The organism is Micromonospora sp. HM134 (assembly GCF_007833915.1).
Classification (GTDB): domain Bacteria; phylum Actinomycetota; class Actinomycetes; order Mycobacteriales; family Micromonosporaceae; genus Micromonospora; species Micromonospora wenchangensis.
The window spans coordinates 7007296-7029220 of the sequence record NZ_CP041061.1; the positions used below are offsets into that span (position 1 = coordinate 7007296).

Consider the following 21925-nt stretch of genomic DNA (forward strand, 5'->3'; position numbering starts at 1 on the left):
AATGGCGAGGGCCCGGGCACGGATCACGGCGCTCCTCCTCGCACTCGGCGTACTCGCCGGTGCCACGATCGCCTGGCCGGTGGTCGGGGCCACACCGGCGTACGCCCGTACCCCGGTCACGGCACAGGCGGCTGCCGATCTCTGCACCACCAAGGAGTGGCAGGCCGACTTCCGCGCCTGCGTCGCCAAGCTCAAGCAGGTCAGCGAGACCGAGGTGGACTGCCGCAAGCCACCGGTGCCGTCAGCCCCGGACTCCGGCCTGGCCGGTTGGTTCGCCTCCCGCCCCGACGCATCGAAGCTTCCCGGGCCGAAGGGCCTCTACAGCGACTACGGCTACGGCGGCTACAGCTTCAACACGTACGACGTGGAGGGAGGATGTGCCTCCACCGTCCTCCATCCGGACTACAAGTTCACTACCACCGTCGCCAACGGCGAACTGATGATGGCCACCGCCGTGGTGGGTGCCTCGAACGCGCTCCGGGAACGCGCCTGGGACCCCCGGTCGATGTGGAACTGGGCCGACCCGCTGGTGGAGAAGGCGACCAAGGCCGTCTACCAGAAGGTGTTCAGCGTGTTCGGCATCGTGACGCTCTGTGTGGTGGGCCTCTACCTGCTCTGGCGTTCCCGCCAGTCGGACATGAGCAACGCGATGACCACCGCGGGCTGGGCCCTGCTGGTGATGGTCGCGGTGACCGCGCTGGCCGCCTGGCCGGTGAAGTCCGCCAACATTGCCGACGGCACCCTCATCACCTCACTGGGCGTCGTCCATGACGCAATCGGTCCGGCAGCACGCGACACCCCGGCGGACCAGTGCGACGATCCAAATCCTGATGCGTGCAAGGACAGTCGCCCCCCGGCCGTCCGCGCCAGTGACACCGCCACCGAATCGATGTTGTACCGCAACTGGCTGCGCGGGGTGTTGGGCTCGGCGGACAGCGAGACGGCCAAGAAGTACGGGTCGGCCCTCTACGATGCCAAGTCGCTCTCGTGGGAAGAGGCCGAGAAGCTCCGGGAGAATCCGGCCACCCGCGACGCCACCATCAAGGCCAAGCAGCAGCAGTGGATGACGGTCGCCGAGCAGATCAAGACCGAGGATCCTGAGGCATACGAGTATCTCCAGGGCAGCCGGGACATGGACCGGATCGGTTCCGGGTTCATCGCGGTCCTGGCCTCGTTGCTCTTCGCCATGTTCGACCTCACCGCCTCGTTGCTGGTGCTGCTCGGATTCATGATCTTCCGGTGGGCGGTGATCGCCGCACCGATCCTGGGCACGATCGGCCTGCTCCGCCCGGCCAGCGCCGGGCTGCGGCGGCTGGCGAACGCCGTGGTCGCTGCCGTGTTCAACATCGCCATCTTCGGCACCGGAGCGGCGATCTACCTGTTCGCCGTCGACCTGATCATGAGCACTCCGACCCTGCCGGGCTGGCTCCAGGTGGTGCTGGTCTGGCTCTGTGGTGTGGTCGGTTGGCTGCTGCTCCGGCCCTACCGGAGGATCACCCAGCTCGGCGGCAAGGACAGTAGCGAGGCGGTCGGCTCGGCCGGGTCGTGGCACCGCCGGTTCTTCCGGGACATGCGCGTCGCCGCCCGACTCGACGTGGCCGAGCCCGGGGGTACGGCCGAGCCGAAGCTCACCCGGGGGCGCGGGGTCGCGCTGGAACCGGCCACCCTGCGCCCTGAGGCCAGGCGGGAGGACCCGAGCCACTCGACGGTCAGCACGCCGGCGCAGCGGGAGCGCCCGGATGGACGCGAACGCGTCGACGAGACCGAGGTGAAGCCACCGGCGCGGGAGGGCAGTCGGCCCACGGCCGCACCCCGCCCACGGCGTCGTCCAGCGAGCTGGACCGAGCCGGACGTGCCGGAGGAGGCCCCGTCCTTCGTGGTCTACCGACCCGACTCCGCACCGGCACCGACGCCCGTGAAGCCCAGCCCCCGTATCCGCTCCGAGGCCAGGTGACACGATGCGGAGAGCGGTCGAACTTCTCTTCACGCGGCTCATCCGGTCGCGGCTCGGCATCGCGCTCGTGATCGCCGTGCTGGTGCTCGGGGTGATCAGCACGGCCCGCCTGGTGTCCGGTCCCGACGACCTCACGGCGGGACTCAGCAGCCGCCCTCGGGAACCGATCACCACCGTCGATCCGGAGGAGGGTGACGACGGGGTCATCGCCACCCCGCTCCCGGAGTCGCCCCGTACCCGGCCCGGGGAGTTGACCCCCGAACAGACGGCGACCCGGTTCACCACCGCCTGGCTGGGGGGATCCACCACCCCCGCGGAGCAGTGGCAGGCGGCTCTGCGGCCGATGTCGACGCCGGAGCTCACCGAGAAGTTGACCGGTGCCGATCCGGCCGGAGTGCCTGCCGTCAAGATCGCCGGCGCCCCGACGCTGCGTCCTCGGACGGCGGTCTTCACGGAGGTTCTGGTTCCGTTGGAGGGCGGACGGCTGCGGCTGGAACTGGTTGCCCCCGACGGCCGCTGGTTGGTGGATGCCGTGGACTGGGAGCGGGAATGACTGCCGAACTGTCACCGACCGGAGCCCCACGCCGCCGGGTCCGGGTGGGTGCCGTCGCCGCCGCGCTGACCGGCGCTCTCGCGTTGCTCTGCTGCGGTGGCGGCAGTGCCGCGTTCTTCTTGACCAATCTCGGCGGCGACCAGGAAACCCTGGTGTCGAATGAGCAGCAGTGCGATGACGAGCATCGGGTCAACGTCACCGGCAAGATGCCCCGGATGTCCGCGTACGGGGCCAGCCAGATGCGTAATGCGGCGGTCATCATCAAGGTCGGTCAGGACATGAAGGTGCCACCCCGGGGCTGGGTGATCGCGGTGGCCACGGCGATGCAGGAGTCGGCGCTGCGCAACCTGTCCAACAGCACCGTCGCCGGTTCCCGCGGCATCCCGAACGAGGGTGTCGGCTCTGACCACGACTCCCTCGGTCTCTTCCAGCAGCGGGCCGGCTGGGGCAGCGTCACCCAGCGGATGAGCCCCGACTATGCGGCCCGCAAGTTCTACGAGAAGCTGTTGAAGATCGACGGTTGGGAGCACATGCCCCTGACCCGGGCCGCGCAGAAGGTGCAGATCAGCGCCTACCCCGATGCGTACGCGAAGCACGAGGACGTCGCCAGTCAGATCGTCAACGCGCTCGCCGGTGGGGCTGCCCGCACGGTCCAGATCGCCGAGCGGGCGGTCTGCGACCGGGCCTCCGCCCGGACCATCGCCGCTTCCGGCTGGACCGCGCCGATCGACGGCGGGGTCGGTTCCGGCTTCCGTACAGCGAGCCGACCGCGACACAACGGCGTGGACATCGGCGCCCGCAAGCGAACCGAGATCCACGCCGCCGCCACCGGCCGGGTACTGGTGGCCCGCTGCGATCCGGACCACCGTGGCAACCGCAACTGTGACGTCGACGGTTTCCCCGGCAAGGGAGGGTGCGGGTGGTTCGTGGACATCCTGCACGCCGGCGGCTTCATCACCCGGTACTGCCACATGATCGAAAAGCCCCGGGTGGTCCCCGGGCAACTCGTCAAGGCCGGCGAGGTGATCGGGCTGGTCGGAAGCAGTGGCAACTCCTCCGGCCCGCACCTGCACTTCGAGGTGCACATCGACAGCAACCGCAGCTTCTCCGGCGGGATCAACCCGGTGCCGTTCATGCGGCAGCGCGGTGCACCGCTGAACGGTTCGGCATGAGGCCGTCGCCCCGATGAGCGGACCGCTGCCGGACCCGTTCGCCGGTCAGCCCGACTGGGCACCACTTCCACCACGGCCGGTCGAGATCGTTCCCGCCACGGGTCGGGTCGAACTGCGCGGCCGGCGGGTCCTCGTCGGGCTCCCCGGACTCGGTTGGCGGGGAGACCTCCGCGCCGACGAGCGGGTGGTGCAGGGCAGCCGCACCTACGTGCCGGTCATCCCCGAGCACGAGTGGTACCGGGCCGAAGCCGACCAGGTGGAGGTCTTCGCCCCGCTCGTCCCCGTGGAGCGGGTCTGGGTGGAGACCCTGGGCGACCGGCCTGCCCCCACCGGGCCGGTCCGCGAGCAGGGGATCCAACTCGTCTCGCTGGACGGGCCGACGCACCGGGCCCCCACCCCGGTCTTCGAGACCGACGCGGTCAGCGGACGACGGGTGGTCCACGTCGAGGACGGCGTCGAACACCGCGATCTACGTGCAGTGACCGAGTCCTACTCCGGTGCCGACGGCGACATCTGCGTCCGGGTCACACCGGAACTGGAGTGGTATCGCTGGGCCTGGCGCGGACAACCGCCCACCACGATGGAAATCCCCGTCCACCTGCTGTGGATCGAATAGCTGTCAGACAGCCTTCCGCGCACCGCAGACACGCCAGCCGTCACGAATGTCGACGACATCGAAGGTCCAGTCCTCCCGACGGCTGCTTCGCTGCTGGCCGTTGGACGAACCCGAGATGGTCAACGTAGTCGTCACGGACTCACCCTGAGGCGTTTCCACTCTGGTCAACGGCCCCCAGCCAACTCTTACTACAACATTGAATTTGCTTTCTCTTTGCCGCAACTCGTCACGGAGAGCCGCAACCGCACCAAGATCCCCATCTTGGCAAACGAGAAGCCCGGCGCGGGTGTCGTTCTCGTTGACCAGGAACTCACGCAGATAGTTGTCGACGACGACGTCCGGGGCGCTGCGGTCCGGGGTGGCGGCCCGCTCGTACAGCACGTACCCGGTGATCCCGCCGCCGACGCATAGCAACGCCAGCACCCCGGCGACGACGGTGAGGACGGTCCGGAGCCGGCGGGGTGGACGCTGCGGTGGTGCCGGCAGCGGCGCAGGGGGTGCCGAGTGCTCCGGCGGGGTCCGCTGCGCCGGAACTCGGGACACCTGGGAACCGGCGGGGGGCTGCACTGATTCCACCCCCTGAGGCTATCGGCTGGACGCTCCGTACCCAATGCCCCGGAAGCTGCGGATCGTGACAGGCCGACCCCGGGAGGTGAGAGTTCGCCGCGATTTGCGACAAGCCCGGCGCACCGCCGCCGCGCTTCCCGGAGGAGCGGCCGGGGCTGGGATACGGTCTGCAGTCGGGGAGGCTTCCCGTCGCGAACAGCGGGGTGGACGCACCTCGGAAAGAGGGGTGGACGCGGTGGCCGGTCCGAAGGCTCGCACGAACCGCGCCGCAGCCCTGCACCGCCGGGCCGCCGCGACCGTCGCCGCTGCCGCCACGGTCCTCGACGAGATCCGTCCGGCCCCCGCCGACCAGCGCCGCCAGTACGAGCTGGCGGACCGGCTGCGGCACGCGGCCGTACTGCTCGCCCCGGGCTGGGCCGGGGACGCCCTGGAGGACCTGTCCGCGGACACCCCGTGCGGTGAGGAGCATCCGCCCTTCGTCCGGATCGGTACGGGGGCCCCGCTGGAGGATGCACGCTTCCCGGCGCTGGTGCCGCTGCTCGGCTCGGCGCATCTGACTCTCGACGTGGACGTGCGTGACAATCGGGTGGTGGGCCTCGTCCGGGCCGTGTTGCTGCGGCTGCTGGCGGCCACTCCGGCGGGTTGCCTGCTGGTCCGTGGGGTCGACGGCACCGTCCCACCGGGCACCGCAGGCACCGGCACCCGACCGAACACCGGCACCGCCGACACCATCACCCGCCCGGTCACCGCCAGCCCCGGCCCGAGCACCGGCACCGGCACCGGCACCGGCAGAGCCGACGCTGGACAAGCCGGCACCGGCACCGGCACCGGCACCACAGGAGCCGCCCCCCGGAACGCCACCGCCGCGAATGCACCGCGTAACAGCGAGACCGGAGAGGCCCGGGACGGCGCCGTCTTCGCCCCGTTCACCGCGCTGGCCGACGCCGGCCTCTTCCCGCCTCCGGCGACGGACGTGGTCGGTCTGCGGGCGGTGCTCGCCGAGGCCGAGCAGTGGGTCTCCCCGGGGGCCGGACGGCCCCGCCGGCACGACCGGACGTTGCTGCTGGTGATCGCCGGGCTGCCCGGGTCGACCGGGCCGAGTGACCTGGACCGGATCGTGGCGCTCGCCGAACGGGGCCGGGGTGCCGGTCTGTACCTGGTGGTCGCCGGCTGGCCGACGGCCCGGCCACCGTTGCCGCAGGCCACCCCGGTACGGCTGCGTACCTCGTACGCGCTGTTGGGTGATCCGCCGGGCAGCCCGTTCAGCGGTCCGGGCACCGACGCGCCGGGTGGCCTGAACTGTCCCGTCCTCGTCGACGAGGACCCGGGCGCGGAGCTGATCGGGGCGGTCTGCCGTCGGCTGGCCGACCAGGTGGAGGCGGGCTCCCGGCTGGGTCTCGCCGAGCTGCTGCCGCCCGGGGACGCGCCGCTCTGGGCGTCCTCGTCGGTCGACGGCCTGTCCACCACGGTGGGCGATGCCGGCGGCCGGCCGGTCACCGTGGGTTTCACCGAGTTGACCCCGCACTGGCTGGTCAGCGGCCGGTCGGATGCGGACCGGTCGGCCTTCCTGACCAACACCCTGCTCGGCCTGGCCGCCCGGTACGGCCCGGACGAGCTGGCCCTGTACCTGGTGGACCTGGGTGCCGGGGAGTCGTTCGTGGAGTTCCTCCAGACCCAGCGGGACAGGTCGTGGGTGCCGCAGGTCCGCGCGGCGGGGATGGCCGCCGACCCGGAGTACGTGCGGGACCTCTTCGACCAGTTGGCGGCGGAGATCCATCGCCGGGAGGAGGCGGCGGCGCGGGCCGGCGGTCAGCGTTTCGCCGAGCTGCGTGACCATCAGCCGCTGCCGCGCGTCGTCTGCGTCATCGACAACTTTCCGCTGCTGCTGGCGGATCGGGATCCGGTGGCCGCCGAGGTGCTGGCCCGGTTGGACGGGCTGGCCCGGTCGGGGCGCGCATACGGTGTGCACCTGGTGCTGGCCGGCGCGGGTGACCTGGGTGTCGGCGCGGGACCGGCCCCCCGGGACTCGGTGCTGGGGCAGTTCCCGGTGCGGGTGGCGCTCGCCGGTGGCAGTGCGGTGCTGATGCCGACCAACGACGCCGCCGCAGGTCTGGCGGTGGGCAGTGCCGTGGTCAACACCGCAGGTGGCCTGGGTGGCCCTCGGGGCGCGACGCGCGGGCACGAGCGGCTGGTCCGGTTCCCCGACCCGCACGACGCGCCGGAGGTGGTGCAGGAGCTGCGGCACCGGCTGTTCGCCGCACGGCCGGAGAGTGCCGTACCACCGGTGGTGTTCGCGGGGTGGGCCCGGCCGTTGCTCGGCAACGATCCCCGGATGCGTGCGGCGGTGGCCGGCCGGTGCGGGGCGCCGGCGGCGCTGCTGGGCCGGGCGGTCGACGTGGCCCGGACGACCGTCGCGGTGCCGCTGGGCCCGGTGGCCGGCCGTAACCTGGCTGTCCTCGGGCCGGGTCCGGCGGCGGCGACGCTGCTGGCGACGGCCGCGCGCAGCACCGCCGCGCACCATCCGCCGGGTAGCGCGGAGTTCGTGCTCGCGCCGCTGGCCGAGGGGTCCGCGCCGCTGGCCGCCGCCCTCGCCGCCGAGCTGGGCGGGCGTCACCGGGTGTCGACGGTGGACGGGCCGGGGTTGCTGACCGCTGCCCCGGGCACCGGCCCGACCTACCTGGTGGTGTTCGGGGTGGACGTGCCCTCGGCGGAGGAACTGCCGCCGGACCGGCTGCGTGCGCTACTGCGGGAGGGCCCGCCGGCGGGTCGGCACCTGCTGGGCTGGTGGCGGACGGTGCCACCGCTGGCCGGGTTGGTGGAGCCGGACGGCGAGGTCGGGAAGCTGGCCGCGGTCGCGGCGGTCGACGTGCCGGGTGCGCAGCTCGCCCCGCTCTTCGGGCACCCGGTGCAGTGGCGTCCCCGGCCGGCCCGGGTGGTCCTCTGGGACACCACCGACGACCGGGGCACGGTCCTGGTGCCGTTCGCCGACGAGGCGGACCCCACGTGACCAGCCACGACGAGGCCCCCGCCGGGGCCACCAACGATGCGGCCGGCATGTGGCGACCGGGCGTGGCCGGCCACGGAGCGCGGCGTACGGGACCGACCGCCAGGAGGACCGCAGGTGACCGACCGCGAGGGGGACCGGGCGTGACCGGCCGCGAGGAGCGTCGGGCGTGAGCATCGACGACGCCGTGACGGTGGCTCCGGTCCGACAGCGGACCGGCGGCGGGCCGGCCCCGTCGGTGGCCGCCGCCTGGACCGACTACCTGGCCGCCGCCCGTCAGCTCGACGGGGTACGCCGGGGCGCGGCGACGGCCGCTGCCGCCCAGGCCCGTGCGGTGGAGGCGGCCCGCGCCGAGCTGACCGAGGTGCGCGACCGGTTGACGCCGCAGCAGGCCCGGCTGCGCGAGCTGGGCGTGCCGGCGATCTCGCTGGCCCCGACGCCACCGGAGCTGGCCGAGGCGACCCGGGCGATGGCGGGTGGTCCGGCGGCGGTGTTGGCCGGCCTGAGGACGGCCCAGGGGTGGGCGGAGGGTGCCGACGCGGCGCTGGCGGCGCGCGGTTCGCTGCGGCCGGCGGCCTGGCCACCCCGGTTGCGCAACCTGCTGGTGTACGGCCCGCTGGCGCTGGTCGTGCCGCTGGTGCAGCTGGTGCTCCTGGTGACCCTCGGCACCGGGCCGGTGGTCGTGGCGGCGCTGCTGGTGGGTCTGCCGATGCCGGCGGCGGCGTTCGCGGCCGGCTGGGTGGGGGTGGGCCGGTTGTTCCCGCCGGGGCCGGACGGCCGGTGGGACCGTACGCCCCGGCTGGGGCTGTTGACCTGCCTGATCCCGGCGGTGGTGACCGCCGCCGGGATCATGCTGGCGCTACTGGCCGGCTGACCCGCGCCGCCCCACGCCCCGAGGCTCAGCAGCTCAGCGGGGAATGATCAGCGACATCGCCTCGGCGCGGGACTTCGCGTCGTGCTGGAGCACGCCCCGCACCGCCGAGGTTATGGTCTTGGCCCCGCTCTTCTGGATGCCGCGCATGGCCATGCACATGTGCTCGCAGTCCAGTATCACGATGACGCCGCGCGGTTGCAGCTTGCTCATCAGCAGGTCGGCGATCTGCGAGGTGAGCCGCTCCTGCACCTGCGGGCGGCGGGCGAAGACCTCGACCAGCCGGGCCAGTTTCGACAGGCCGGTGATCCGACCGTCGGGGCCGGGGATGTAGCCGATGTGCGCGCTGCCCCGGAACGGCAGCAGGTGGTGTTCGCAGAGGCTCATCACGTCGATGTCCCGGACGAGCACCAACTCCTCGTGGTTGGCCTCGAAGGTGGTGCTGAGCACCTGGGACGGGTCGACCCGCAGGCCGGCGAAGAGTTCGGCGTACGCGCGGGCGACCCGGGCAGGGGTCTGCTGGAGGCCGTCCCGGTCGGGGTCCTCGCCGACCGCGATGAGGATCTCGCGGACCGCCTTCTCGATCCGGCCGAGGTCCATGGTGTCCTCGATCGGGCGACCGTTGAGCTTGCCGCTGATCAGCCGGGCGGCGACGTAGTCCAACATCTCGTCACCGGGCTCGGTGGACGAGGCGGCCAGCCCCGGGTTGTCGGGGCTGGCCGCGGCGTCGGTGTTCAGTGCAGACCGTCCGAGTTGTTCGTGGCCCCGCCGACGGAGATGCCGTCGGCCGTGGCCTGCGCCTTGAGCTTCTCCTTCTCGGCCGGGGTGAGCACCGGCGGCTCGGTGGAGGGCAGCCGCTTGCCGAACCCGTTGTACGGGGCCATCGGCGGGCGCTTGACCACCCGGGAGCAGATCCGGGCCATGTCGGCGGTGGAGAGGGTCTCCTTCTCCATCAGCTCCAGGACCATGTTGTCCAGCACGTCCCGGTACTCCACCAGGATCTCCCAGGCCTCGTCGTGGGCCAGTTCGATCAGGGCCCGCATCTCGCCGTCGATCTCGGCGGCGACCGAGTCGGAGTAGTCCCGCTCGTGGCCCATGTTGCGGCCGAGGAACGGTTCGTCCCCGCTGGTGCCGTACTTGATCGCGCCGAGCTTCGAGCTCATGCCGTACTGCGTGATCATCGCGCGGGCCAACTGGGTGGCCTTCTCGATGTCGTTGCCGGCCCCGGTGGTGGGCTCGTGGAAGACGAGTTCCTCGGCGGCCCGGCCACCCAGCGCGTACGCCAGGGTGTCGATCATCTCGGCCCGGGTCTGGGTGTACTTGTCCTCGGTCGGCAGGACCAGGGTGTGCCCCAGCGAGCGACCCCGGGACAGGATCGTCACCTTGTGCACCGGCGCGGCGTGCGGCAGCGCCCAGGCGACCAGCGCGTGCCCACCCTCGTGGTACGCGGTGATCTTCTTCTCCTGGTCGCTCATCACCCGGGTCCGGCGCTGCGGCCCGGCGATCACCCGGTCGATCGACTCCTCAAGCGAGTCGTTGGTGATCGCCCGCTGTTCCTTACGGGCGGTGAGCAGCGCCGACTCGTTGATCACGTTGGCCAGGTCGGCACCGGAGAAGCCGGGGGTACGCCGGGCGACCGCGTCGAGGTCGACGTCGGGCGTGAACGGCTTGCCCTTGGCGTGCACCCGCAGGATCGCCTTGCGGCCCTCCATGTCGGGGGCGTCGACCGGGATCTGCCGGTCGAACCGGCCCGGACGCAGCAGCGCCGGGTCGAGGATGTCCGGCCGGTTGGTGGCGGCGATCAGGATGACCCCGCCCTTGGTGTCGAAGCCGTCCATCTCGACGAGCAGCTGGTTGAGGGTCTGCTCCCGCTCGTCGTGGCCGCCGCCCATGCCGGCGCCACGGTGCCGGCCGACGGCGTCGATCTCGTCGACGAAGACGATCGCCGGGGCGTTCGCCTTGGCCTGCTCGAAGAGGTCCCGGACCCGGCTCGCGCCGACACCGACGAACATCTCGACGAAGTCGGAACCGGAGATCGAGTAGAACGGCACCCCGGCCTCGCCGGCGACGGCGCGGGCCAGCAGCGTCTTACCGGTACCGGGCGGACCGAAGAGCAGCACGCCCTTCGGGATCTTGGCACCCAGGGCCTGGTATTTCGCGGGGTTCTGGAGGAAGTCCTTGATCTCGTGGAGTTCCTCGACCGCCTCCTCGGCCCCGGCGACGTCCGCGAAGGTCGTCTTCGGGGTGTCCTTGGTGATCATCTTCGCCTTGGACTTGCCGAAGTTGAGCACCCGGGAGCCGCCGCCCTGCATCTGCGACATGAAGAACAGCAGCAGGAGCACGAGCAGCGCGATGGGCAGCAGGTTGACCAGCAGGCTCACCCAGATGCTGTCGGACGACACCTTGGCGTCGGCCGGGCCGGTGACCCGGTTGGCCGCCTTGGCCTCCAGCACCTCGTTCCAGACCTGCTCGCCGGCCTGGTAGGGGAACTGGGCCTCGATCCGGTCGGTCGTGGTGTCGCCGAACTTGGTCTTCTCGGCCAGGTTGAGCTGGAGCGTCTGCTCCTTGTCCTGGAAGACGACTTTGTTGATCTTGGCGGTGTGCAGTTGGTCGAGCGCAACGGAAGTGTCCACGCGGTGGTAGCTGGGACCAGCGGTGAACAGCTGACTGAGCACAACGGCGCCGAGGATGACCAGGATGATCCAGACCACCGGTCGGCGGAAGAAACGCGTACGTTCCATGCTGTTGTCGAGCGCCGAGGCGCCCGCATCCTCCTGATCGACGTCCTGACCGTCTGAATGGTGTCGCCGCCGGGGGCGGCGTCGAGCCGCCGTGCGGGCCGGCCTCGACCCCGAGGCGCGCGAACTGCCGCACCGCGGTCTCTCGACGGTACACCGTTAGTGCCAGGTGCGAGCTTGCGAGCCCGGCACTTACGCGGACGGCGAACCGGGGTTTCAGCCGGCGTGGCGGGAGACTGCGCACCGACCCCACCGACCGCCCGGTCACGCGCGTCGGGGTGCCGGGCACGGAGATGCCCCCGCGCCACCGACACCCACCGTAGTGGGATTTGCTGGGAGCCCGCTGAACGTCCGCTCGATGGACACCGATACGAGCGGGAAGTCAGGCCCGGGCGTAGACCTCGGGCTTGAGCACCCCGACGTACGGCAGCTCGCGGTAGCGCTCGCCGAAGTCGAGGCCGTAGCCCACCACGAACTCGGTGGGGATGTCGAAGCCGACGTACTTCACCGGGACCGGGACCTTCACCGCGTCGGGCTTGCGGAACAGGGCCACCACCTCGACGCTGGCGGCCGACCGGGACTCCAGGTACCGCAGCAGCCAGGACAGGGTCAGGCCGGAGTCGACGATGTCCTCGACCACCACCACGTGCCGGCCGGCGATGTCCCGGTCGAGGTCCTTGAGGATGCGCACCACGCCGGAGGAGGTGGTGCCCTGGCCGTACGAGGAGATGGCCATGAAGTCCAGCTCGACGGGCGGACCCTGCCGGCCCAGCGCGCGGGCGAAGTCGGCCATGAACATGACCGCGCCCTTGAGGACGCAGACGAGCAGCAGTCCGTCGGTGACCCCGGCGTAGTCCGCCGAGACCTGCTTGGCCAGCTCCGCCGTCTTCTCGCGGATCTGCGCCTCGGAGATGATCACGTGATCGATGTCGGCGTCGTACCAGGAGCCGTCAGCCATGCTCCTAGCCTGCCGTACGCCTGAGGACCCGCGTCGGCGGGGCCGCCCCTTTTGGCGCGGTCCCGCCCCGAATTTTCCGGCACAACGGAATCAACCACCTCAGCAGGTACGGGATCGCCAGCGGCGGCCCTCCTCGGTGGGCTTCCAGTCGGCCGAGTCGCGGGTGTCGGCGGTCAGGCCGAACGCCGAGGCGGCGGTCAGCGCGGCGAGGAAGAGCAGGAACAACACGAACTGCATGGCGGCGCTCGCTTTCTCGCGATCTGAGTGGTTTTCGCCGCCGGTGCGCACCGGACTCATTCCAGTTTCCGCCAGTGGTCCGGGCCGGGACAGTGGCAGTCATGCCAGGTGCCCTCGATTTCCTGCCATGCTTCCGGTTACCCTCGTCACATGATTCGATCGGTGGCGGTCATCGCCTTGGACGAGGTGGCCGTCTTCGAGCTGGGCGTGCTCACCGAGGTCTTCGGCACCGACCGCACCGACGACGCCTTCCCCGGCTACCGGTTCACCGTCTGCACCGCCGACGGCGACCCGGTCCGTACCGCCTCCGGGTTCGGCCTCACCCCGCACGCCGACCTCGCCCCGGTCGACGACGCCGACCTGGTCGCCGTGCCCGCGTACACCCAGGGGGGTGAGGTGCCCGAGGCGGTGCTGGCCGCGCTGCGCCGCGCCGCCGACCGGGGGGCGTACGTGTTCAGCGTCTGCTCGGCGGCGTTCGTGCTCGGCGCGGCCGGCCTGCTCGACGGCCGGGAGTGCACCACCCACTGGAAGTACGCCGACGAGCTGCAACGCCGCCACCCGTCGGCCCGGGTCCGGTGCAACAGCCTCTACGTGGCCGACGGGCCGGTGCTGACCAGCGCCGGCACCGCCGCCGGCATCGACGCCTGCCTGCACCTGGTACGCCAGGAACACGGCTCGGTCACCGCCACCCGGCTGGCCCGGCGCATGGTGGTCCCCCCGCACCGCGACGGCGGCCAGTCCCAGTACGTCGAGGCGCCGATCCCGGCCACCCCCGACGCGCCCACCCTCGAACCGGTGCTGAGCTGGCTGGTGGGGCACCTGGACCGGCCGACCACGGTGGACGAGCTGGCCGCCCGCGCCGGCATGTCACCACGTACCTTCGCCCGCCGGTTCCGGGCCGAGACCGGCACCACCCCGCACGACTGGCTGACCAACCAGCGGGTGCTGCTGGCCCGCCGGCTGCTGGAGGAGACCCGGCTGAGCGTGGAGAGCGTCGCCGGCCGCTCGGGTTTCCCCGACGCCGCCGCCCTGCGTCACCACTTCGCCCGCCGGGTCGGCACCACCCCGCAGGGCTACCGCACCACCTTCCGCGACCGCGTCCCCACCGCCTGAGCCCGCCACCGGCCCGGGGCGGACCGGCCACGGCCGCACGTCGCCGGCCGGACGCGCCGGGATCAGTAGCCCAGCGCCGCGCCGTCGACCCGGGGCTCCGCGCCGACCACCCAGCCGCCGGCCGGGGCCCGCCACAGCGCCTGGCCGTACCCGAAGACGGACGGCTCGTCGGCGACGGTGACCTCGTGGCCCCGGGCGCGCAACCCCGCGACCAGGCCGGGCTCGGCCGCCAGGGCCGGCTCGACCAGCAGGGTCCGGCCGGCGTGCCAGTACCAGCGGGGGGCGTCGAGGGCGGCCTGCGGGTCACGGCCGTCGTCGACGGTCGCGGCGACCAGTTGGACGTGTCCCTGCGGCTGCATGTGCCCGCCCATCACCCCGAACGGCCCGACCGGTGCGCCGTCGCGGGTCAGGAAACCCGGGATGATCGTGTGGAAGGGCCGCTTGGCGGGCCCCACCAGGTTGGGGTGGCCCGGGTCGAGGCGGAAACCGGTGCCCCGGTTCTGTAGGGCGAAGCCGTGGCCGGGCAGCACCACCCGGGAGCCGAACCCCAGGTAGGTGGACTGGATCAGGCTGACCATCAGGCCGTCCGCGTCGGCCGTGCAGAGGTAGACGGTGCCGCCCCGCTCCGGGTCGCCGGACACCGGGTCGCCGGCCCGGTCGGTGAGCAGCGCCCGCCGCGCCGCCAGGTAGCCCGGGTCGAGCAGGCCGGCGGTCGGCACGTCGGCGCGTTCCGGATCGGCCACGTGGGCGTGCGCGTCGGCGAAGCCGAGCTTGACCGCCTCCACCTGCCGGTGCACCCGGACCACCGGATCGGCGGCGGGGTCGAGGCCGTCGAGGACGCCCAGCGCCTGGAGCGCGGCCAGCCCCTGCCCCGGCGGCGGCAGCTCCCACACCTCGTGCCCCCGGTAGCGGACGCAGACCGGGTCGACCCAGGTCGAGGTGTGGGCGGCCAGGTCGGCGGCGGTGAGGAAGCCGCCGGTACGGGCGGCGTGCCGGTCCAGCGCCGCCGCGATCGCGCCCCGGTAGAAGTCCTCCGCGCCGGTGTCGGCGATCAGCCGTAGCGTCCGGGCCGCCGCCGGGTTGCGCCAGCGTTCGCCGGCCCGGGGCGCGCGACCCGCCACCGTGAAGACCCGGTCGAACTCGGTGTACTCGGCGCCCGTCGGCACCGGCTGCGCCAGCGCCCGCGCCCAGGTGGCGGCGGTGCCGGTGGAGACAGGGTGACCGTGCTCGGCGTACCCGACGGCGTCGGTGAAGAGGTCGGCGAAGGGCAGCACGCCGAACCGGTCGTGCAGGTCCCGCCAGCCGGCCGGCGCACCGGGCACCGTCACCGGCAGCCAGCCCCGGGCGGGCATCGCCGGCCCGGACGCCTGCGCGCCACCGAGCGCCGCCACCGGCTCCGTCGCCACCCCGCCGGTGGCGGCCAGCACCACCTCCCGGGTCAGCCCGGCCGGTGACCGCCCGGCGGCGGCGAGACCGTGCAGCCGGTCGCCGTCCCAGACGATGGCGAACAGGTCACCACCGATGTCGTTGGACGGCGGCTGCACCACGGTCAACGTGATCGCGGTGGCCAGCGCCGCGTCGACGGCGTTGCCGCCGCGTCGCAGCACGGCCAGGCCCGCCGCCGCCGCGAGCGGATGGCTGGTCGAGACGGCACCGTGCGGGGCGAACAGGGCACTGCGGGGGTACGCCATCAGCCCTGTCTACCGCACCGGCGCGGGCCCGCCCAGGTCCACGGGGAGCAGCCGGCCGTCCCGACGGCCGACGCGTACGCCACCCGGCAGGGCGGTCGGGCCCTGTCCACGCCAGGCGGTGACCAGGGCGTCCAGCGCGTCGACGTGCCGGTGGGACAGCGCACCGGGTGGTGCCCCCAGCTCCCGCGCCCAGGCGTGCAGCACCCGGCCACGTACCGCCCCGGAAAGCCCGGCCAGCGCCGGCACGGACAGCCCGCCGCCGTCGCGTACCCCCGGGGTGCCGTCGGGCCGGGGCTGCGGGGTGCCGAGGGCGGCGGCGGCCAGGTCGTCCAGCGCGGCGGTGTCGGCGGCGAGCAGTCGGGCGGTACGCGCCAGGTTGTCCACCACCCCGTCGCCGAGCGCCGCGACCAGCGCCGGCAGCGCGTCGGCGCGGACCCGGGCCCGCGCGTACGACGGGTCGGTGTTGTGCGGGTCCTGCCAGGGGGTCAGGTCGAGCGCCGTGCACGCGTCGCGGGTCTGCGCCCGGGTGACGTCGAGCAGCGGGCGCAGCAGCGGCACCCCGGCCAGGTCCCGCCGGGCGGGCATCCCGGCCAGCCCGCGCGGGCCGGCCCCCCGGGCCAGCGCCAGCAGCACCGTCTCGGCCTGGTCGTCGCGGGTGTGCCCGAGCAGGACGGCGACCGCACCGTGCCGCCGGGCAGCCGCCGTCAACGCCTGGTAGCGGGCCTGCCGGGCGGCCGCCTCGGGGCCACCGGGACGGCCGGCCACCGTCACCGGCACCGCCTCGACCGGATCGAATCCGACCCGCCCGGCCCACCCGGCGACGGCGGCGGCCCGCCCGTCCGACCCGGCCTGCAACCCGTGGTCGACGGTCACCAGTCCGGCCGGTCGGCCGAGCCGGGACGCCACGAAGGCGGTGGCGGCGGCGAGGGCCAGCGAGTCCGCCCCACCCGAGCAGGCCACCAGCACCGGCCCGGCCGGGGGCAGCCCGGCCAACGCCCGACGTACCGCGACCCGGATGGCGGCCACCGCCGGATCGGGGGACGACCCGCGAGCGGCACCGGCACCGTGCCGCCCGACGACGGCCGGCTCCTCGGTGCGCAGCCCGGTCGGCAGGTCGGCGACACGGGGCCCGGTCGGGTCCTTCATGACGGGCCCGGTCGGCGGGGCGGCAGGGGGCCGCCCGGTCACCGGTTCGGCGGGGGTGGGCCGGCCGGCCACCGGGTCAGCCGGCGGTCGGGGTGGCGCCGGCCGGCCCGTGCACCCGGGCCACCCAGGCGGCCGGGTCGCCCAGCTCGTCGAGCCGGGGCAGGGTCAGCGGCGAACCGAAGATCTTGTTGAAGCCGGGCATGCCGACCTGCTCGACCACGCCGTGCACGAACTTGCGGCCCTCGGCGTACTGGCGCATCTTGACGTCCACGCCGAGCAGCCGGCGGATCGCCTTCTCCAGCGGGTTGCCCGCCTCGCGGCGGCGGTTGAACCCCGCCCTGATCCGCTCCACGCTGGGGATGACCTGCGGGCCGACGCCGTCCATCACGAACTCGGCGTGCCCCTCCAGCAGGGTCATCAGCGCGGTGAGCCGGTCCAGCACGGCCCGCTGCGCCGGGGTCTGCACGATGTCCAGCACGCTGGTGCGGCTGTCCGGGTCGCGGACCGCGTCCGACAGGGTGGACACCCCCCGGCGCAGCCGCTCGACCAGGTGCTCGGTGCCCTGCGAGGCGTCCACGAACGCCTGCACCTCACCGAGGAAGTAGGCCCGCATCCACGGCACGGCGGTGAACTGGGTGCGGTGGGTGACCTCGTGCAGGCAGACCCAGAGCCGGAAGTCACGCGGGTCGGCGCCGAGCTTGCGTTCCACCTCGACGATGTTCGGCGCGACCAGCAGCAGCTGCCCCGGATCGGCCGAGAAGACCTCGTACTGGCCGAGCACCCGGCCGGAGAGGTACGCCAGCACGGTGCCGGCCTGCACCCCGGTGAGCCGGGAGCCGACCGCCTCGGTGAGCGCGCCGGGCGGCTTGTCGCCGGAGAGCCGGCTGACCAGTGGCGTGATCACCTCACGCAGGCCGGCGATGTTGGTGGCCGCCCAGTCCCGCCGGTCCACCACCCGCACCGGCGGATGGCTGACCTGCGGGCGCAGCCCCGTGTAGTCGGCGACGTGCCCGGCCGCCTCGTCGGTGAGCCGGCGCAGATCGCCGACCACCCCGGTCGCCTCCGCGTACGACACGCGGGGGCCCGACTTGCTCAGCGCCCCAGCGGTGGCGGCGGCCAGATCCCAGTCCACGAACTGCGCCATGCCACCCACCGTACCCGCGCCGCGACACCCCGGCCGGAGTGCGCGCGACGGGCCGCCCGGCAGCCGACCCGGACGGCCTGCCCAGGGCCGGCGGGTCGACCGGGCAGCCGGGGTCAGCGGCAGCCGCAGCCGGCCAGCGCGCCGGCGATCCGGTCCAGCGCCGCCCGGGTCACCTCCGGGTCGCCCGCCGGGGCCCGGTCGGTGAGCACGGCGAAGGTGAGCAGCCGGCCGTCGCGGGTGGTGACCAGGCCGGCGATGGCGTGCACCCCGGTCAGGGTGCCGGTCTTGGCCCGGACCACGCCGGCCCCGGCGGCGGTCTCCGTCGACTCGTAGCGGCCGCCGAGGGTGCCCGACCAGGCGGCCACCGGGAGGCCGCCGAAGATCGCGGTCAGCTCCGGGTGGGTGCCGTTACCGGCCACCGCGATCAGGTCGGTGAGCAGCGAGGGGCTGATCCGGTTGCTCCGGGACAGTCCGCTGCCGTCGGCGAGGCTGATCTCGTCGGCCGGCAGTCCCAGTTCGCCGATCACCTCGTCCATCGCCGCCGCGCCACCGGCGAAGGACGCCTGCTGGTTGCGGGCCAGGGCCACCTGGCGGGCCAGGGCCTCGGCGATCACGTTGTCGCTGTCGGTGATCATGATGTCGACCAGCCGGACCATCGGCAGCGACTCGACCTTGCCCAGCTCGGTGCCGGGGGCGGGGGCGCCGGTCGCCGTCGCGCCGCCGTCCGCCGGGGCGGTGCCCCGGACCACCCCGCCCTCGGGCAGGCCGAGCAGCCGGGCGAACGAGCGGCCGGCGGCCAGGTCGGGCTCGGCGTACCGCTCGGCTGCGCCGTGGCTGTCGACGAAGGCCTTCTTCGCCCCTACCGGGTCCCGGCGTGCCCCGTCGGTCATCAGCGCGGTGATCGACGCGCCGAACCCGCCGGTCGGGATGTCCGCGTCCCAGCCGGGACCGTGCACCGGGCCGGGGAAGAGCGTGGAGTCGACCACCACCCGGGTCGGCGCGGTGCCACCGAGGGCCTGCTTGACCTGCGTGGCGAGCGCGTCGAGGCGGGCCGCGCCGGGGTAGAAGCCGGATCTGTCCACCGCCAGCGTCGGGTCGCCACCGCCGACCAGCACCACCTCGCCCGGGTTCGCCCCGGCCACCGCCCGGGTGGCGATCCGGTGGCCGGGCCCCCGCGCCTTCAGGACGGTCACCCCGGTGGCGAGCTTGGTGACCGAGGCGGGCACGGTGGCGTCGTCGCCGCCCTTGGCGTACAGCGATTCGCCGGTGACCACGTCGGCCACCGACAGGTTGACCCGGCTGCCCAGGGCGGCGGCAGTGGTCAGCGGCTCGACCGCGGCGCGTACCCCGGCGGCGGTCGGTTCCGGTGCGGTGGTGTCGGGGCCGGCGAGCACGGGGGGCGGGTCGGGCTCGGGGGGCCGCGCGGCGGCCGACGGGGTGCTGTCCGCCCCGCCCAGCCAGCCGGCGACCGGGCCCGGACGGAGCACCGCCGCCGCTCCGGCGAGACCCGCCAGCAGCACGACGACCAGCAGCACCGGCACCCACCGCCGACGCCGACGCGGTGCGCCGGCGGACGGCGGCGGACCACCGTCCGGCGGCGCGGAACCGGGACGGGCCGACGGCTCCGGAGGGGCCGGCGGCGACGCCACGCCCGGCTGGGGGGCGACCGGGGCCGCGCCCCGGTGCGGGGGGACCGACGCGGAGCCGGCGGCCGGGGCGGCACCGGACGGCGGGAACGGGGGTGACACCGGGGCGGACCCGACGGCCGGCCGGTCGCCGGTCACGGACGGCGGACGCCAGGCCGGCGGTGGCGGGTGCTCGCCGGTCCGACCGGTGACCGGCGGTTCGGGCGTCGACTCGGGGCGACGGGGGACGTTCGCGTCGGGCACCGAGACCCGACCGGTGGCACCGCCGGTCACGGACCGGCCCGATCCCCGGCCGTCAACCCCCTCCGGGCGGTAGTGTGAATCTTCCCTCCCCACGACCCCCTCCTCCCGCCGCCGAACTCGCCTGGGTGACACTACTTCGGTCCGAAGACTATGCGGCGTCCGGAGCCGACGGGTGGCCATTCATCCGCACCGGGGCGTCAGTGGTTCCGTTCAGCCAGCGTGGGCAGACGAGGGAGCGTGGGAGATGGATTTCGACGTCACGGTTGAGATCCCGAAGGGTCACCGAAACAAGTACGAGGTGGACCACGCGACGGGCCGGATCCGGCTGGACCGCACCCTGTTCACGTCGACCCAGTACCCGGCCGACTACGGCTTCATCGAGGGCACCCTCGGCGAGGACGGCGACCCGCTGGACGCGCTGGTGCTGGTCCCCGAGCCGACCTTCCCGGGGTGCCTGATCCGCTGCCGCACCATCGGCATGTTCCGGATGACCGACGAGAAGGGCGGCGACGACAAGGTCCTCTGCGTGCCCTACGAGGACCCCCGCCAGGAGCACCTGCGCGACATCCACCACCTGGGCGAGTTCGACCGGCTGGAGATCCAGCACTTCTTCGAGGTCTACAAGGACCTCGAACCGGGCAAGTCGGTCGAGGGCGCGACCTGGGTCGGCCGGGTCGAGGCCGAGGCCGAGGTGCTGGCGTCCTACCAGCGGGCCCGCGAGGCCGAGGCGCAGGGCGGCGGGCACTGACCCACCGGCCACCGGCTTTCCGCGACAGGCCCGGACCGGTCGGTCCGGGCCTCCGTCGTGCCCGCCCGACGCCGGTCGGGGCGGGCGGCGGTCACCCCAGCAGGCCCCGGGCCGCGTCGTAGAGGTCCAGCACCGCGCAGGCCACCGGGACCACCGCCACCACCAGCGCGGTGTCGGTCAGGTCGGCCACCCGACCGAGGTACGGCGAGACCGGCCGCCGGGCGTACGTCGTGCCGGCGGCTACGGCGAGCAGGGCGACGAGCAGCCCACCCCCGCTCAACGCCAGCAGCCCGGGGGCACCGGGCCGGCCGGCGAGCACCGCCCCGAGCACCGCGAACCCGGCCAGCCCGGCCGTGACCGGAGGCACCCGGTGCCGGACGGCCACGAACAGCCGGGACCGCAACAGCAGCACCGCCGCGCCGACGGCCACCAGCACCCGCCCGGCGAGCCCACCGGCGGCGGCGAGCACCAGCACGGCGGCCACCACCGCGACCGCGTGCCCGAGCAGCATCCCGGTCAGCATCTCCTCGCTGCGGGCCACCGCCGCGTGCACCCGGGCCCGGTCCGGCAGGTCCCGTACGCCGTCCGGGTCACCCGTGGGGCCGTCCGGCAGGGTGATCGGCGGCAGCGGCACCTTGCCCAGCCGGATCGCCAGCAGCGGCAGCGCCCCGAGGACGAAGACCAGCACGCAGAGCAGCACGGCGGCGGTGCCGGCCGGGTCGAGCAGCAGCCCGCCCAGACCGGCGAGTGCGCCCACCGCGCCGGCCGTCGCGCCGGCCACGAAGACCCGCAGTCGGGTGGCGACGCCGAGCAGGCCCAGCACGGCGGCCAGGAGCAGCGCCACCGCACCGGCGAGCAGTTCGGGCGCGCCGAGCCAGGGCAGCGGCCGTAACGCCCCCACCGGGTCGCCCGAGCTGACCGCGAGGGCGCCGGCCGTTGCGGCGTACGGCAGGGCGTAGCCGCCGAGGGTGGCCCCGGTCGGACCGTCGCCGTACGCCCGGGAGGCGGTGGTGCCGGCGAGGGTGAGCAGCAGCGCCACCGCGCCCGCGGCGGGCCAGGCGGCGGGCTGTCCCGGCCCGGCGGCCAGCACGGCGAGCAGCCCCACGGCGAGCGGGACGGCCGCGCCGGCCAGCACGGCCACCCGGGTCGTCGCCGGCGACCAGGCCGCGCCCCGGCGGCGCGCGCCGTCGGCGATGGCCTCGACCACGTCGTCGTACTCCAGCTCGGGCCACTGGTCGTGGGCGGGCACCAGGTGCAGCACCTCGCCGTCGCGCACCCCCTGCGGGAGCAGCGGCTGCGCGGTCACCAGCACCGCCCCGTCGGTACGTCGCAGCACCCAGCCGCCGTGCCGCTCGCCGTCGTCGGCCAGCCCCTCCCCGGCGTGCCGGAGCACCTCGGGCAGCAGCTCGGCCAGGGGGACCTGTTCCGGCAGGGCCACGTCGACACGTCGCCCCGGCGCGCTGATGGTGACCCTGGCCAGCCCGATGGTCATCGACTGGACTCCATATCGATCGGGAGCGGTGG

The 21925-nt window shown here is 73.9% G+C and carries 18 protein-coding genes; 8 read left to right on the forward strand and 10 right to left on the reverse strand.

What is annotated here, in order from left to right; all coding sequences use genetic code 11:
* Window position 1 precedes the first annotated feature (1 nt).
* Genes FJK98_RS30535 through FJK98_RS30550 form a run of 4 tightly spaced genes read left to right on the forward strand, consistent with a single transcriptional unit; the run spans window position 2 to window position 4295 of the window.
* Complete coding sequence (locus FJK98_RS30535) at window positions 2-1954, forward strand: MFS transporter (RefSeq protein ID WP_145922101.1); 1953 nt, start codon at window positions 2-4, stop codon at window positions 1952-1954.
* Between the two features lie 4 nt (window positions 1955-1958).
* Window positions 1959-2507 (forward strand): hypothetical protein, encoded by a 549-nt coding sequence (locus FJK98_RS30540; RefSeq protein ID WP_145922102.1) that lies wholly within the window; start codon window positions 1959-1961, stop codon window positions 2505-2507.
* Complete coding sequence (locus FJK98_RS30545) at window positions 2504-3679, forward strand: M23 family metallopeptidase (RefSeq protein ID WP_145922103.1); 1176 nt, start codon at window positions 2504-2506, stop codon at window positions 3677-3679. Before FJK98_RS30540 ends, FJK98_RS30545 begins: the two co-directional genes overlap by 4 nt.
* Before the next feature lie 13 nt (window positions 3680-3692).
* On the forward strand, window positions 3693-4295 hold the full coding sequence (locus FJK98_RS30550) for a hypothetical protein (protein ID WP_145922104.1): 603 nt from the start codon (window positions 3693-3695) through the stop codon (window positions 4293-4295).
* A gap of 3 nt (window positions 4296-4298) precedes the next feature.
* On the opposite strand, the gene FJK98_RS30555 is transcribed toward FJK98_RS30550, so the two are convergent.
* On the reverse strand, window positions 4299-4862 hold the full coding sequence (locus FJK98_RS30555; RefSeq protein ID WP_145923083.1) for a hypothetical protein: 564 nt from the start codon (window positions 4860-4862) through the stop codon (window positions 4299-4301).
* Window positions 4863-5088: 226 nt separating this feature from the next.
* On the opposite strand from FJK98_RS30555, the gene FJK98_RS30560 reads away from it, so the two are divergent.
* On the forward strand, window positions 5089-7869 hold the full coding sequence (locus tag FJK98_RS30560) for an FtsK/SpoIIIE domain-containing protein (RefSeq protein ID WP_370516947.1): 2781 nt from the start codon (window positions 5089-5091) through the stop codon (window positions 7867-7869).
* A 184-nt stretch (window positions 7870-8053) separates the two neighbouring features.
* Entirely contained in the window at window positions 8054-8740 is a 687-nt protein-coding gene (locus FJK98_RS30565) for a hypothetical protein (RefSeq protein WP_240763084.1), read from the forward strand.
* 33 nt (window positions 8741-8773) lie between these two features.
* Here the strand turns inward: FJK98_RS30565 and folE are convergent, their stop codons facing one another.
* The 4 genes from folE to FJK98_RS33425 all read right to left on the reverse strand — a co-directional run bounded on the left by folE (window position 8774) and on the right by FJK98_RS33425 (window position 12670).
* The gene (gene folE / locus FJK98_RS30570) at window positions 8774-9436 is read right to left on the reverse strand and encodes a GTP cyclohydrolase I FolE (RefSeq protein WP_145922107.1); all 663 of its coding nucleotides are present in this window, start codon (window positions 9434-9436) and stop codon (window positions 8774-8776) included.
* Window positions 9437-9471: 35 nt separating this feature from the next.
* Entirely contained in the window at window positions 9472-11478 is a 2007-nt protein-coding gene (ftsH, locus tag FJK98_RS30575) for an ATP-dependent zinc metalloprotease FtsH (protein WP_145922108.1), read from the reverse strand.
* 379 nt (window positions 11479-11857) lie between these two features.
* Window positions 11858-12433: a hypoxanthine phosphoribosyltransferase gene (gene hpt / locus FJK98_RS30580; RefSeq protein ID WP_145922109.1), complete on the reverse strand. Its 576-nt coding sequence runs from the start codon at window positions 12431-12433 to the stop codon at window positions 11858-11860.
* A gap of 99 nt (window positions 12434-12532) precedes the next feature.
* Entirely contained in the window at window positions 12533-12670 is a 138-nt protein-coding gene (locus FJK98_RS33425) for a hypothetical protein (protein ID WP_168222574.1), read from the reverse strand.
* A gap of 150 nt (window positions 12671-12820) precedes the next feature.
* Between FJK98_RS33425 and FJK98_RS30585 the strand changes: the two genes are divergently transcribed.
* Window positions 12821-13783 (forward strand): GlxA family transcriptional regulator, encoded by a 963-nt coding sequence (locus tag FJK98_RS30585; protein WP_145922110.1) that lies wholly within the window; start codon window positions 12821-12823, stop codon window positions 13781-13783.
* Between the two features lie 62 nt (window positions 13784-13845).
* Here the strand turns inward: FJK98_RS30585 and FJK98_RS30590 are convergent, their stop codons facing one another.
* From FJK98_RS30590 to dacB, 4 genes are all read right to left on the reverse strand, one after another.
* Window positions 13846-15474 (reverse strand): gamma-glutamyltransferase family protein, encoded by a 1629-nt coding sequence (locus FJK98_RS30590; RefSeq protein ID WP_145922111.1) that lies wholly within the window; start codon window positions 15472-15474, stop codon window positions 13846-13848.
* A 9-nt stretch (window positions 15475-15483) separates the two neighbouring features.
* Complete coding sequence (gene tilS, locus FJK98_RS30595; protein WP_145922112.1) at window positions 15484-16620, reverse strand: tRNA lysidine(34) synthetase TilS; 1137 nt, start codon at window positions 16618-16620, stop codon at window positions 15484-15486.
* 76 nt (window positions 16621-16696) lie between these two features.
* Window positions 16697-17764 (reverse strand): zinc-dependent metalloprotease, encoded by a 1068-nt coding sequence (locus tag FJK98_RS30600; protein ID WP_088643858.1) that lies wholly within the window; start codon window positions 17762-17764, stop codon window positions 16697-16699.
* A gap of 113 nt (window positions 17765-17877) precedes the next feature.
* The gene (gene dacB, locus FJK98_RS30605) at window positions 17878-19299 is read right to left on the reverse strand and encodes a D-alanyl-D-alanine carboxypeptidase/D-alanyl-D-alanine-endopeptidase (RefSeq protein ID WP_370516948.1); all 1422 of its coding nucleotides are present in this window, start codon (window positions 19297-19299) and stop codon (window positions 17878-17880) included.
* Between the two features lie 598 nt (window positions 19300-19897).
* Here dacB and FJK98_RS30610 point away from each other — a divergent pair.
* On the forward strand, window positions 19898-20401 hold the full coding sequence (locus tag FJK98_RS30610) for an inorganic diphosphatase (protein ID WP_145922114.1): 504 nt from the start codon (window positions 19898-19900) through the stop codon (window positions 20399-20401).
* Window positions 20402-20492: 91 nt separating this feature from the next.
* Here the strand turns inward: FJK98_RS30610 and eccD are convergent, their stop codons facing one another.
* Window positions 20493-21893 carry a type VII secretion integral membrane protein EccD gene (gene eccD, locus FJK98_RS30615; protein WP_145922115.1) on the reverse strand — a complete coding sequence of 467 codons (1401 nt, stop codon included), beginning with the start codon at window positions 21891-21893 and terminating at the stop codon, window positions 20493-20495.
* Between the last annotated feature and the right edge of the window lie 32 nt (window positions 21894-21925).

Coding starts and splice junctions, on each gene's coding strand:
- FJK98_RS30535 (WP_145922101.1), top strand. CDS start 2: ATGGCGAGGGCCCGGGCACGGATCACGGCGCTCCTCCTCGCACTCGGC.
- FJK98_RS30540 (WP_145922102.1), top strand. CDS start 1,959: ATGCGGAGAGCGGTCGAACTTCTCTTCACGCGGCTCATCCGGTCGCGG.
- FJK98_RS30545 (WP_145922103.1), top strand. CDS start 2,504: ATGACTGCCGAACTGTCACCGACCGGAGCCCCACGCCGCCGGGTCCGG.
- FJK98_RS30550 (WP_145922104.1), top strand. CDS start 3,693: ATGAGCGGACCGCTGCCGGACCCGTTCGCCGGTCAGCCCGACTGGGCA.
- ftsH (WP_145922108.1), bottom strand. CDS start 11,478: ATGGAACGTACGCGTTTCTTCCGCCGACCGGTGGTCTGGATCATCCTG.
- hpt (WP_145922109.1), bottom strand. CDS start 12,433: ATGGCTGACGGCTCCTGGTACGACGCCGACATCGATCACGTGATCATC.
- FJK98_RS33425 (WP_168222574.1), bottom strand. CDS start 12,670: ATGCAGTTCGTGTTGTTCCTGCTCTTCCTCGCCGCGCTGACCGCCGCC.
- FJK98_RS30585 (WP_145922110.1), top strand. CDS start 12,821: ATGATTCGATCGGTGGCGGTCATCGCCTTGGACGAGGTGGCCGTCTTC.
- FJK98_RS30590 (WP_145922111.1), bottom strand. CDS start 15,474: ATGGCGTACCCCCGCAGTGCCCTGTTCGCCCCGCACGGTGCCGTCTCG.
- tilS (WP_145922112.1), bottom strand. CDS start 16,620: ATGAAGGACCCGACCGGGCCCCGTGTCGCCGACCTGCCGACCGGGCTG.
- FJK98_RS30600 (WP_088643858.1), bottom strand. CDS start 17,764: ATGGCGCAGTTCGTGGACTGGGATCTGGCCGCCGCCACCGCTGGGGCG.
- FJK98_RS30610 (WP_145922114.1), top strand. CDS start 19,898: ATGGATTTCGACGTCACGGTTGAGATCCCGAAGGGTCACCGAAACAAG.
- eccD (WP_145922115.1), bottom strand. CDS start 21,893: ATGACCATCGGGCTGGCCAGGGTCACCATCAGCGCGCCGGGGCGACGT.